The following is a 12,339-nucleotide window of genomic DNA, read 5'->3' on the forward strand; positions in this document are numbered from 1 at the left end:
CAGGTGTATCATGGACCTCCTGAATCACATCTACTGGAAGAAGAAAGCTGAGTTTGCCTTGGCAGAGGATATCTACGACGCTTGGGTAGTCTTTGCCGTGGAAGAGGGCGTATTTCGTTATGAGATTGGGGGGCAGACGGGAGAGGCGGGTTTCGCTGATCTGGTGTTATGTCCACCCCGCGTGCTTTTTCGCAGAGAGACGGTAACCCCGCTGACGTTTCACTATATACAGTTTCGTTCTAACTCCCTAGAGGATGAAAACCTGCTGCCGCCGGTCGGAAAATCCCTGATTAATGATACAAAACGTCTGGCTTCAACGTATGCTTATCTGCGTCAGGCGAGTGAAGACAATGATGGGGATTCGGCAAAGTGGAAAACTCATTTAATGATGGATTTGTGGCAGTTGTATCAGTGGGAGAGCAGACAGAACAGGTTGATGCAACGAAAGTTCACAGAAGACGCTCTGATGGCTGAAGCGGCGGTTCTGCTCGAGGATTGGGCAGGGGAGGCCGTCAGTCTCCGAACATTGGCAGAGTACTTGGCTTTGAGTCCAGTCCAGCTAACCCGGCGTTTTCGTGATGCCTTTCAAGAAACACCTTCCGATTATCTGAAAGCGATTCGTCTCAAAAAGGCTAGGGACTTACTGGCCGATAGTGGCCTGACCCTTACCCAGATCGCGGAAAGATGTGGATATGAGAACGGATTTTATCTGAGTCGGGTGTTCTCGTCCACCATGGGGATCAGCCCTTCGGAATACCGGAAACGACATCAGGTTTAAGAAAAGGTTCCACCTCTTTCTTTTTCTTGCTTGTACGATAGAACATATCTATGCATTTCATTTCGATGCAGGCAAGGGAGTATCACAAATTCATGCAAATCATTCGACTCCGGTTATAAAGGGTAGGCAGGTGCTATAATGGGTTCATTAATTGTAGGGGAGCGAATACAAAGGTATGAAGAAACCACACTGGCAGAGCTTATTGCCACAGCGGCTGAGGTACCGACTGTTCGGCGCTTTTGTGGTGTTGATTCTCTTGCCGTTCAGTGCGTTGAATGTCTACAACTATCAGCAGATTGAATCGCTGGTCGAGCAGAAAATCAGCGAACAGAGTCATGAGCAGCTGGTACAGATGTACCGTTCTTTGGAGGATCAGATGAGCATTGCTTTCAAAACGCTCATTTTTCTGGAACAGGATTCTGCGGTAAGAAGTGTGCTAACCTCTCCAGACAGTCGTACGCCGCTTGAGAACAAGTCGCTCGTGGAAGAGAAGTTCAAGATGATCAACAACAGTTTCTTTCTATATAATCCTTCAGTCTACTTTACCTTGCTGGATTTTCATGAGAGCGTTTACACTTCGTATTTACCCCAAAAAGCACTGTCTTATGACCCTCACTTAGAGCAATTCAGCAAGCGTCTAGGCGAGATCCCCCTGGTAAAGGGTGGTACTGTTTCGACGCTGTTCCAGCCAGAAGAACTCTTCTATCGCTGGGATGCCAGGGATATCAATTATGTACTGCGTGAGTTATCCTCTAGCCCGTACCTTTTGTCATTGTATGCGTACATGAAAGATAGCGGCGGCAAACGATACGGGTTGGCTCGAATTAGCATTGATTATTCATACTGGTTTCAAACCATGTTGAAAGACTCGCAGAATAGCCAAGAGTATTATCTTATTACGGGTAGTGGAGAGACCATTGCCCGTTCATCCAGAACGGTTGCACTCTCCCCGGAGGTCACGCGTGAAATAGCCCTCCATCCGGCAGAAGCTTATCTGACCGATCCAGCTTCGGATACGCTGATTAACTATGTGTATATCGAATCACTGGACTGGTATATGGTGAACCGCATTCCGCTTTCGATCCTCTTTACAGAGATATCCGAACTCAAAAAACGTTACTTTCTGACCTTTTTCGGGTTTACAGGGGCATTTGTATTGATGGCTTTTATGATCTCGGCGAAGTTCACGCGTCCCTTGTCGCATCTGCAGGATCAGATAAGGGAGGTTGTTCGCAAAAACCTCAAGATTCGTATTCCCGAGGGTCGCAGCCGTGGTGAAGTACTTGAACTGACACGAACCTTCAATACGATGCTGGACGATGCTAATCAGATGATTGCCAGACTCAAGGCAGAGGAACGGCAAAAAGAAGCGGTTCATTTTCATATGCTCTTGGCTCAGATGAATCCACATTTTCTCCTGAATACATTAAATACAATGAAATGGAGTGCGATCCGCAGCGGGAATGAGCAGATCTCCGAGATGTGTGTCTCCTTGGGCAAATTACTGGAGGTTAGCCTGAATTCACAGGTTGAATTGGTGTACCTGAAGGACGAGATTGAATTGGTTCAAGCCTATCTTCATATCCAACTGACTCGTTACCGGGATAGCTTCGAGGTGACTTGTGAATTTGATGACAATCTGGAGTATGCGTTAGTACCCAAACTGAGCTTGCAGCCACTAGTGGAGAATGCGATCCACCATGGTGTCGGGCCACTGGAGCATCAGGGTCAGATCCGTATCAGAATTTATAGGCAAGACATAGCAACACTGGTACTGGAGGTGGCAGACAACGGAATCGGCATAGAGGAATCTGGGCGCATGCAGGTAACCCGGACCCGTCCAGGAATTGGCCTGTCTAATCTCAGGGAACGTTTGCGGTTATTGTTCAAAGGTCAAAGTGAATTTGAAGTAATCGATACCAAGCCTGGGACATTAGTTAGGTTTAGCATTCCTTTTTTATTGTCGACGCCTTATGTACAGAATCGCTCTGACTAGACGACTGGAGAGGGGAATCTGGAATGTGGAAAGTACTGCTTGTAGAGGATGAGGTTTTCGTGAGAGAGTCGGTGCGAGAGATTATTTCCTGGGAAGAGTTGGGCTACACGGTGATCGGAGAGTCTGGGAATGGAACTGAAGCGCTGGCGATGATCATACAGGACACACCGGATCTGGTACTGACCGATATTGTCATGCCGGGCATGGACGGTCTAGAACTACTTAAACAGACCCGTCAAGCCGGGTTGAAAACCAAATTTGTTATGCTCACTTGTATGGGAGAGTTCGAATATGTGCGCCGAGCGATGGAATATGGGGCTTCGAATTATATTCTCAAACTGTCGATGAGTGTGGATTCATTACGCGATACACTGCGCAAAGTGAGTGCAGAACTTGGTACTTCGGCGGAAGAACGAATGGAGGAAGGCCATCAGGAAGTGTCATCTCCTACTCCACTAATCACATCAACGTCTGCTTCTCTTACGATCTCTCCTGATTCCCTTTCTGAGACTGATCTTCCGTTCATACCTGTTCGTGAGCCGGTGGTGAAGCATCCTGAAATTAGCAAGATTATTGAGTATATCGGTCAGCATTATGACCAGGACATTACCGTCAAATCCATGTCACGATATGTGATGATGGGGGAGAATTATGTCAGTGCTTTGTTTAAAAAGAAAACGGGTCATACCCTGATTCATTATCTTCATGGGGTGAGGATGGAGAAAGCAGCTGAATACCTGAGGGAGACGAATCTTCCCGTACAGGAGATTGGTTACCGGGTGGGATTCGGAAGCGATAATTATTTTATCAAAATATTCAAGCGTTGGACCGGTTGCACACCCAGCCAGTATCGCCACCGCTCGTGACTCACAAGATGAGTAGAAGGAATATGTGTACCGAGTGCTCAAGCAAGAGGCGATAAATCCGTATTTTTGTTCAATTCGAATCATGGATATGTATCTTATGAAGTCCGCAAGGTCCCTGCTACGATGTAACGGAAGGTACATTCACTTCAATTCAGGGAGGTCATGTGACCAGATGAGAGCCAAAAAAGGATTAACCGGATTGATCGTAGGCGTGCTAATTTTGGGCTTGCTTGCCGGTTGCGTAGGTAAAAGTGAGACGAACGGTGGAGATAACGGAGGCGGATCTGCCGCAGGAAAGGTGAAGCTGACCATGTGGGGCGCGGTGCCGCCTGAGAATGGCCCGCAGGAAGTGGTAGACACCTGGAATGCAGCGAATCCCGACATTCAGGTGGAATATGTGCGGTTTGTCAATGACGATGATGGCAACTTGAAGCTGGATACGGCATTGTCCACGGGGCAGAACGTTGACCTGTATGTCAACTATACCCTTACGAATCTCGATAAACGTATCAAGGGCGGGACAGCACTGGATCTAGGCGAGTTCACCGACTACAACATTGATGAGAAAATGGGAGAAGATGCAGCCTCCTGGAAAGTAGATGGAAAATATTATGGGATGCCGACCAAGAAAAATGCAGCTTTCTTCGCTTTAAATATGAAAGCGCTTGATCAAGCGGGACTGAGCGTACCCACAGCCTGGACTTGGGATGAAGTCCGTGACTATGCGCTTAAGCTGAAATCTTCTGGTTTCAAGTATGGATTGGTACAGCATACCGCTTCTTATGTAGACCCGCTCGATTCTGTGCTAGTGAAGAATGGCTATGTCAAGGCAGACGGCACTTCCAACCTTGATGATCCATTGGTCACCAAATGGCTCGAGACGTTGAACGGAATGATGAAGGAGGATGCAACTACGCCGCCACTCGGTGAGCAATTGACTTCCAAAATGCCAGTGGAGAACATGTTCCTTGGCGGCGAATCTGCCATGATTAACATTGGCGAATGGCTGATCCGCACTTCGAACAATATGACCGAGTTCCCTCGAGATTGGAAAATCGCCTTTGCACCTGTACCGAGACTGGTTGCACAGGAAGCGGATATGGTGAAAAGCGGAGGTTTGGGTGACTTGATCGCCATCAATTCCAAGTCGAAAAATAAAGAAGCCGCATGGGAGTTCCTGAAATGGTATGCTGATGGGGGAATGATGCCGATGGCTGCTGGTGGACGTCTGCCTTCCTCGAATGCGGTTGATCAACAGACTGCCATTAATCATCTGCTCGGTGATTATGCCGAGTCTTATGACAAAGAGTCACTGGAATTCGTGTTATATGGCGACGAGACACCTACGTTTGTCCGCAGCATTGCACAAGAAGTGGTCGATCTGCGTGCACAGGAGTATGAAAAGTACTTCCTTGGTAACCAAACTGCCGAAGTTACTGTCCAGAACATGGTTAAACGCCATAATGATTGGTTGAAGCAGAACCAATAGAATGCAAATGCACTTAGAGCAAGAGCCGTCCTCGCGTGAGGCGGCTTTTTTTGTGGAAATAATTTGTTTGGCATACCAATTAACTTGTGTTCTGTACATAGACCTCAATGAATTCGTCCAAGTCGTTGGTGCCAATAGAACAATTTCATGTTATTTCCCTCTCGGAAAATAAGGTCGAAATACATATATCTGTGATATCAGGACCATGGTTATGTTCCTTAAATGCTGCAGGACATCTTGTTATGCTTGAGTCAAGAGAAATGCAGAACAGATGTTAAGGAGTGGAAAGCATATGCATAAATCCTGGATGAAACGGCAGAGCAGGCTCGGGTATCTGTTTATTGGGCCTAATATGATTGGCGTGCTGTTGTTTTTTATTATACCGGCTATCTATTCGTTCTATCTCATGTTCACCGATTACAAATTCATGAACCCGGAGACCCATTTTGTAGGACTGGATAACATCCGGCGAATGTTGAATGATGAACTGTTTGGCGTGGCGTTGCGAAACACATTTATATTCCTTTTAGCTGTTCCGATATCAATGGGTTTGGCATTTATCGTGGCGGTAGCGTTGAACAAGTCTGTGTACTGGCAAAAAACACTGCGTGCGCTTTATTTCATGCCCTACATCACCAGCGGTGTAGCCATCGCCTTTGTCTGGATGCTGCTGTTCCAGCCGACGTCGGGACCCATTAACGGCTTCTTGCGGGGGATCGGTATTACGAATCCACCGGGTTGGTTATCGACAACCGAATGGTCGATGTATGCGATTGATATCATCTGGATCTGGTTCATGTTGGGTTACAACATGATTATATATCTGGCAGCTTTGCAGGAAATTCCGGAGGAATTGATTGAGGCAGCCCGTATAGATGGTGCCCGCCCATGGCAGACGATACGCCGAGTCATATGGCCGCTTGTTAGCCCAACAACGTTTTTACTGTTGATTACAGGACTGATCATGACCATCAAGAACTTTGGCATCATTCAGGCTATTACTCAGGGTGGACCCGGAAACAGTACAACGGTATTATCACTCTTTATCTATCAAAATGCATTTCGATATTACGAGATGGGATATGCCGCCGCTATTAGCTGGGCACTCTTTGCCATCATCATGATCTTCACCGTGTTACAGTGGCTCGGCCAGAAACGTTGGGTTCATTATTAAGGAGAGGAGGGATCATCATGGAGAAACCAAGTGCCGCGAACGCGCAGCCCACAGCTCCGCATTCACCTAAGATTCGTATGGAGTCTTTGACCCGGGTTTGGAGGATTCTACTGACACTGTTGATGTCCAGTTTTGCCTTGCTGATGATTATGCCGTTCATCTGGATGATCAGTACGTCTTTCAAATCTGCTGCGGACGTCTTCACCTATCCGATCCAATGGATACCCTCCAGCCTCAACTGGGAGCATCATATCAAGGTCTGGAGCGGGGTAGATACCTTTGCAACATATTATCTGAACTCGTTAAAAATATCGCTAATTAGCACCATTGGAGCTGTATTTCTCTCGGCTTTTGCAGCCTACGGCTTCGCACGGATACAATTCAAAGGTCGGGAGACACTGTTCCTGATCTATCTCTCAATGATGATGGTGCCGCCGCAGGTACTCTTTGTGCCTAAGTTCCTGATGTTTGAATGGGTGGGGATATATAATACCCATTGGGCCTTGATCCTGCCCGGATTGTTCACTATCTTTGGTGTATTTATGTTGCGGCAGTTCTTCCTTTCGGTCCCTTCAGAGATTTCAGAAGCTGCGTTCATCGACGGTGCCGGTCACCTGCGTATATTCTTCAGGTTAATTCTGCCTCTGGCGAAGCCTGCGCTAGCTACACTAGCGATCATCGATTTCTCATGGCATTGGAATGATTATGAGAATGCGCTCGTGTTTCTGATCGACAAAGACCTATACACCGTGCCACTCGGACTACAGAACTTTATTCTGGAGAATAATGTGGACTACAATGGTATGATGGCGGCTGCCACGGCAGGCATTATTCCAATGATTATCGTATTCCTAGTGGGTCAGCGTTATATCATCCAGGGCGTGGCTGGAAGCTCCGTAAAAGGTTAAAGCTAATATCACTGAGGTGTAATATTAATGCACCCTTTTGCTGAGCAAGGTGATTCTCGCGGTTAGACGGATGACTTATTGTTGAGCTAACGGAGGACGGAGAGAATCTTAATTTGTAGTGGAGGTAAAATATGGATTGCAATTTACGGAAGGAGACGGTGTTTGAGACGATACCTATACGTAACGATACCATAGCGGCGGGTCGTCGTCATACCGTTGGTCTTAAATCTGATGGAACGGTAACGGCAGTGGGTGATAATAAATACGGTCAATGTAATGTAAACGATTGGTGCCATATCGTCGCAGTCGTTGCTGGTAATGTACATATGGCGACAAACACGGGAAATGCACATACCGTTGGTCTTATATCCGATGGGACTGTAACGGCCGTAGGTTGGAATAAGCATGACCAGTGCAATGTTAGCAATTGGAGCGATATTGTAACAGTTGCGGCAGGTTGGTGCCGTACTATCGGGGTAAAATCAGATGGGTTGGTGGTTGCTGTGGGTCGAAATAATGAAGGTGAATGTAACGTAAGCAGCTGGCGTGATATTGTAGCAGTCACGGCGGGTGACTGGCATACAGTAGGGCTAAAAGTAGATGGCACGGTAACAGCGGTTGGTAACAATAAGTATCGGCAATGTAGCGTAAACGAATGGAGCAGCATATCGGCTGTTTCGGCGGGTTATCTTCATACTGTTGGGCTTAGATCAGATGGCACGGTAGTGGCTGTGGGTAGAAATAATGATGGTGAGTGCGACGTAAGCGGCTGGCGCGATATTGTAGCAGTTGCAGCGGGGAGTTATCATACCGTTGGTCTTAAATCTGATGGTACGCTGGTTGCGGTGGGTTTGAATAAACATCACCAATGCGATGTAAGTGGTTGGCATGACATTAGGGCTATTTCGGCGGGGTGTGCCCATACTATTGGTCTTAAATCTGATGGTACAATGGTTGCGGTGGGTAATAATGATCATGGGCAATGTGATGTAAGCGGATGGTGCAGCATCCAACATTAAACCGCGTGGAAGTTCCGATCAATAATTATTGAAATGGACTAAAATATAGCCTGATGTCCGATTTAATGCGAATCTAAATAGTGAACTTTAAAGCGAGTTACCCATAACTTAATGTAATCCGATGGAGTGAATGTACCGGTTAAAAAAATACGATACTCCTGAAAAAAAGGTACCCACCTGAAGGCGGGTACCTTTTTATCCAGATCAATTATATATTACTTGCTTGGAATTTCGTTCTGTGAGTTTTCGTATTCCTCCAGCAGTCGTTTCAGCTTTTGGCGCTGCCGCTTTTCCTTCTGACGGCGTTCTCTGTCCTCGGCCTGTAGAGCTTTGAGTAGGGAGATACACATACCGATAAGGACAACGGCGAACGGCAGCGCGGCCACAATGGAAGCCGTCTGGAGACCGCTCAGTCCCCCGCTGAACAACAGTACTACCGCGATGGCGGATTGCATGATTCCCCAGGTTAATTTCACTCTTGTACTCGGATCCAGCTTGCCATCTGAAGTCAGCATGCCCAACACAAATGTAGCGGAATCAGCCGACGTAATAAAGAAGATCATGATCAGGAGTGTAGCGACTACTGCTAAGATTGTGCCCAAAGGCAATTGCTCCAGCATAAGGAATAAAGCGGTTGTCGTATCTTCCTTGACGGCTTCCGCCAGATGGGCGGAATTGAACAATTCCATATGAAGTCCTGTACCGCCGAAGACGGAGAACCAGATAAATCCGAACAGGCTTGGAATGAGCATGACGTAAATTACAAATTCCTTTATCGTTCTTCCTCTGGATACCCTTGCGATAAAAGTACCGACAAATGGAGCCCACGAGATCCACCATGCCCAGTAAAATAACGTCCAAGCTCCAATCCAGGCTTCTCTTGAGAATGGCGTAAGTCTCAAACTCATGTTAATAATGTTCTGCATGTAACTGCCTAAGGTTGTTGTGAATGTGTCAAATATAAAAGAAGTCGGCCCAGTCACTAATACAAACAACATCAATAGCACAGCTATAACGAGGTTGGTGTTGCTCAGAACCTTAATCCCTCTATCCAGACCAGAAGTTGCTGATATTAGAAACAGTACGGTTACAACGATGATAATGACAACCTGAGTTATTGTTGAGTTAGGGATACCGAATAAGTAATTCAGACCCCCACCGATCTGAAGTGCACCCAATCCAAGCGAGGTCGCAACACCAAAGATCGTGGAAATGACCGCTAGAATATCAATAATCTTGCCAAGCCAACCTGCAGCAAGTCGCTCACCGATCAGAGGAATAAAGGTTGAACTGATCAACCCTTTGTAGCCTTTCCGGAACTGGAAGTAAGCAAGTGCTAGGCCGATGACGGTATAGATAGCCCAAGGATGGAGTCCCCAGTGGAAAAAGGAATAACGCATCGAAAGTCTTGCTGCCTGCGTTGTTCCGCCTTCTGCTCCCTCGGGTGCAGATAAATAGTGGGACAGCGGTTCAGCAACTCCCCAGAAAACCAATCCAATGCCCATACCAGCGCTAAACAGCATGGACAGCCAGGAAACTGTAGAATATTCTGGTTCATCATCTTCATCTCCTAGCCTGATCGAGCCAAATCGGCTGAACGCCAGATAAAAAGCGAAGATCAGGAAGAACAGTGTCGCTAGCAAATAAAACCAGCCAAAATTCTGAATAGAGAAGTTGTAAACCACGTTGGCGACTTCTGCTAGCTGGTCAGGAGCGACGGCTCCCCAAAGAGCAAATAGTGCAACGATGATAATTGTGATTGTAAATACCATGAAGAGACCTCCGTTATGTAAGCTACAGCCAACTGTTTCTTAGTATGTGCTAGTCCAGCTCGCAATATTTCAAGAAAGCTAGCTGTTGATAAAATAAAACAAACTGCCGTGTAATGAAACACTTCAGTTTATTTTGATCTTTTGAGAACCAATATATTGCCTATAAATATAAGAAACATGAGAACTTAACAGAGTAATTAGTATCAAGTACTATTATCAAGTGTTATAATTGGTAATCGAGTTAACTTTATTCCGAAATAATTGGGTAAACATACATGGAAAACAAAGGAGTTTAATCAATGAAATTCAATGATTTTTTTGTAGGACAGACGTTTATAACCAAATCTCTTGAGCTCACGAAAGAGGATATCACAAGTTTTGCTACTGAATTTGATCCACAATATATGCATTTGGACGAAGAGAAAGCCAAAAAAGGAAGATTCAATGGGATCATTGCTTCGGGAATTCAAACATTGGCGGTTTCGTTTAAACTTTGGATTGAAACGGGTAGTTATGGTGACGATGTCATTGCAGGTACCGCGTTTAATAATATCAAATTTATAAAACCCGTGTATCCTGGCGATGTGTTGTACAACAAGGTTAAAGTTATTGATGTGGAAGAAAAGAGAAACGAAACAGGTCTTGTAACGGTGAAGTTTTCTACCTTTAATAGTAAAGATGAGCTCGTTTTTGAAGGAGATTTAACAGTTCTGGTCAAAAAGTAGTGTCCCAGGTCAAGGACAAGCAGTTATTTCCTCATTAATCTATTAAGCTAAGGGTCAGGTTAACTGAAAAAATGGAGAGAAGTGAAAGTATGTATAAATTTCATATATTTACAAAGGAAAAAGATGTCATGTATAATTAATGTTAAATTTCCGGTATGTGTGACTGGCGTAAACGTGGAGTGAACCACGAGGAAGCACATATTTTATATGCCGTACGCCTGGGCAAAGTGTTTGATCTGTTGATCAAACACTTTTTTATTATTCAGGTAATGAGAGGATGGTAGCGGCAATGAAAATGGCGTTTGTGTTATTCGATGCAATGACAAGCATGGACTTAGTTGGATTTTATGAAGCAGTGACTTGGCTAGCGATTCTAAAAGCGAAGGAAAACGTATCATGGACATTCTGTGCAAACAAGGATGAAATTACAGATGATCGGGGACTGAAAATGAAATCCGGTGCGGTGTTACCTGATCTAGGTGATTTTGATCTAGTGTTTTTCCCCGGTGGATTATCAACTAGAATGCTTAGATTTGATGAGGATTTCATGGGCTGGGTTCGAACGGCAGAGAACGTACCGTATAAAATTTCTATTTGTACAGGAGCTTTGCTGATGGGTGCAGCAGGTTTCCTGAATGGAAAAAAGGCTACAACAAACTCATCAGCTTATGATTTACTGGCTCCTTATTGTGCAGAAGTAATTTCAGCGCGTGTCGTGCGTGACGGTAATACGGTAACTGGTGCGGGGGTTACAGCTTCCATTGACCTGGGGCTTTACATGGTTGAAATGTTGACGAGTACAGAGATTGTTCTTCAAGTTCAGCAGAAATTAGAGTATCCATATTATGAGGCTGGTAATATAAAAGATGTCTACATGCAAACTTTTCGGTAGGGGGACAAGAAGATGACAATTCGCCTTTTTCAAGCGCTAGACATGCCAGTCGTACTGAAAATGATGAAAGATCATGATTTTCAGTTCCCGGCGTTTATTCGCGAGCAGTACCCTGCGCGCTGGGATTCATATTTAGACATGCCGGATGAGCGTATCCATGCTTATTATGTCATGCTTGATGAAGCGGATATGGTCATAGGTCATGCTGGCTACATTCTTCAGCCTACTGTTAACCGGTATGAAATCGTTGGCGTTGTTACGTGCAAATCTCACCTTCGACAAGGAGTTGCACATAGACTAATCTCTAAGATTTGTACAAAAATAACTGAACTTGGAGGCGGTGATGTCATGCTCTATACGCTTGATCATGAAAAAAATCAAGCTGCACTCGCATTTTATGAACGAATGAAGTTTCAAAGGGAATGTGTCGATATGAACTATTATACGTCTGGGTTTCATAGACTTGCACTGGTTAAAACGTTATAGGAGAGCACAAGAAACGAGTTGATTAATTCAACGAGAATGATTGCTTCATCAATGATCAAACAACGAGAAATTATTCCAGATAATTATACTGAAGTTGTTATCCGGAATGAAACGAACTGGAGCCCATGCTTTCTATGAGCATAATGGCTATGATAGAGATTCATACTGCTTTGATAAAATGATTGAAGTTGACTAATTCATCTCCAAACCAACCCCTACCCACTCTCCCGATTT

Annotated in this window: 11 protein-coding genes and 1 riboswitch; of the genes, 10 read left to right on the forward strand and 1 reads right to left on the reverse strand. The window is 45.3% G+C overall.

Annotated features, from left to right (window positions below):
• The first annotated feature begins 10 nt into the window (after positions 1 to 10).
• The 7 genes from ASD24_RS02735 (at position 11) to ASD24_RS02765 (ending at position 8,230) form a co-directional block, all read left to right on the forward strand.
• A complete protein-coding gene (locus ASD24_RS02735; RefSeq protein ID WP_056691132.1) occupies positions 11 to 778 on the forward strand; it encodes a helix-turn-helix domain-containing protein in 768 nt (255 codons plus the stop codon).
• 175 nt (positions 779 to 953) lie between these two features.
• Complete coding sequence (locus ASD24_RS02740) at positions 954 to 2,774, forward strand: sensor histidine kinase (RefSeq protein WP_056691136.1); 1,821 nt, start codon at positions 954 to 956, stop codon at positions 2,772 to 2,774.
• Positions 2,775 to 2,797: 23 nt separating this feature from the next.
• Complete coding sequence (locus ASD24_RS02745) at positions 2,798 to 3,640, forward strand: response regulator transcription factor (RefSeq protein ID WP_056691138.1); 843 nt, start codon at positions 2,798 to 2,800, stop codon at positions 3,638 to 3,640.
• 172 nt (positions 3,641 to 3,812) lie between these two features.
• The gene (locus tag ASD24_RS02750; protein WP_056691141.1) at positions 3,813 to 5,129 is read left to right on the forward strand and encodes an ABC transporter substrate-binding protein; all 1,317 of its coding nucleotides are present in this window, start codon (positions 3,813 to 3,815) and stop codon (positions 5,127 to 5,129) included.
• A gap of 292 nt (positions 5,130 to 5,421) precedes the next feature.
• A complete protein-coding gene (locus ASD24_RS02755; RefSeq protein WP_056691145.1) occupies positions 5,422 to 6,303 on the forward strand; it encodes a carbohydrate ABC transporter permease in 882 nt (293 codons plus the stop codon).
• A gap of 17 nt (positions 6,304 to 6,320) precedes the next feature.
• A complete protein-coding gene (locus tag ASD24_RS02760; RefSeq protein WP_442952576.1) occupies positions 6,321 to 7,211 on the forward strand; it encodes a carbohydrate ABC transporter permease in 891 nt (296 codons plus the stop codon).
• 131 nt (positions 7,212 to 7,342) lie between these two features.
• Positions 7,343 to 8,230: an RCC1 domain-containing protein gene (locus ASD24_RS02765; RefSeq protein ID WP_056691148.1), complete on the forward strand. Its 888-nt coding sequence runs from the start codon at positions 7,343 to 7,345 to the stop codon at positions 8,228 to 8,230.
• Positions 8,231 to 8,445: 215 nt separating this feature from the next.
• On the opposite strand, the gene ASD24_RS02770 is transcribed toward ASD24_RS02765, so the two are convergent.
• Entirely contained in the window at positions 8,446 to 10,002 is a 1,557-nt protein-coding gene (locus tag ASD24_RS02770) for a glycine betaine uptake BCCT transporter (RefSeq protein ID WP_056691150.1), read from the reverse strand.
• A 299-nt stretch (positions 10,003 to 10,301) separates the two neighbouring features.
• Here ASD24_RS02770 and ASD24_RS02775 point away from each other — a divergent pair, with 299 nt between their 5' ends.
• From ASD24_RS02775 to ASD24_RS02785, 3 genes are all read left to right on the forward strand, one after another.
• On the forward strand, positions 10,302 to 10,727 hold the full coding sequence (locus ASD24_RS02775; RefSeq protein WP_056691152.1) for a MaoC family dehydratase: 426 nt from the start codon (positions 10,302 to 10,304) through the stop codon (positions 10,725 to 10,727).
• 149 nt (positions 10,728 to 10,876) lie between these two features.
• Positions 10,877 to 10,958: riboswitch (ZMP/ZTP riboswitch) on the forward strand.
• Positions 10,959 to 11,016: 58 nt separating this feature from the next.
• Complete coding sequence (locus ASD24_RS02780; protein ID WP_056691155.1) at positions 11,017 to 11,619, forward strand: DJ-1/PfpI family protein; 603 nt, start codon at positions 11,017 to 11,019, stop codon at positions 11,617 to 11,619.
• 12 nt (positions 11,620 to 11,631) lie between these two features.
• Entirely contained in the window at positions 11,632 to 12,105 is a 474-nt protein-coding gene (locus tag ASD24_RS02785; protein WP_056691158.1) for a GNAT family N-acetyltransferase, read from the forward strand.
• Positions 12,106 to 12,339 lie beyond the last annotated feature (234 nt).

The sequence above is a fragment of the Paenibacillus sp. Root52 genome (genome assembly GCF_001426865.1).
Taxonomy (GTDB): Bacteria; Bacillota; Bacilli; order Paenibacillales; family Paenibacillaceae; genus Paenibacillus.

Coding starts and splice junctions, on each gene's coding strand:
- ASD24_RS02755 (WP_056691145.1), top strand. CDS start 5,422: ATGCATAAATCCTGGATGAAACGGCAGAGCAGGCTCGGGTATCTGTTT.
- ASD24_RS02745 (WP_056691138.1), top strand. CDS start 2,798: ATGTGGAAAGTACTGCTTGTAGAGGATGAGGTTTTCGTGAGAGAGTCG.
- ASD24_RS02775 (WP_056691152.1), top strand. CDS start 10,302: ATGAAATTCAATGATTTTTTTGTAGGACAGACGTTTATAACCAAATCT.
- ASD24_RS02735 (WP_056691132.1), top strand. CDS start 11: ATGGACCTCCTGAATCACATCTACTGGAAGAAGAAAGCTGAGTTTGCC.
- ASD24_RS02760 (WP_442952576.1), top strand. CDS start 6,321: ATGGAGAAACCAAGTGCCGCGAACGCGCAGCCCACAGCTCCGCATTCA.
- ASD24_RS02780 (WP_056691155.1), top strand. CDS start 11,017: ATGAAAATGGCGTTTGTGTTATTCGATGCAATGACAAGCATGGACTTA.
- ASD24_RS02765 (WP_056691148.1), top strand. CDS start 7,343: ATGGATTGCAATTTACGGAAGGAGACGGTGTTTGAGACGATACCTATA.
- ASD24_RS02770 (WP_056691150.1), bottom strand. CDS start 10,002: ATGGTATTTACAATCACAATTATCATCGTTGCACTATTTGCTCTTTGG.
- ASD24_RS02750 (WP_056691141.1), top strand. CDS start 3,813: ATGAGAGCCAAAAAAGGATTAACCGGATTGATCGTAGGCGTGCTAATT.
- ASD24_RS02740 (WP_056691136.1), top strand. CDS start 954: ATGAAGAAACCACACTGGCAGAGCTTATTGCCACAGCGGCTGAGGTAC.
- ASD24_RS02785 (WP_056691158.1), top strand. CDS start 11,632: ATGACAATTCGCCTTTTTCAAGCGCTAGACATGCCAGTCGTACTGAAA.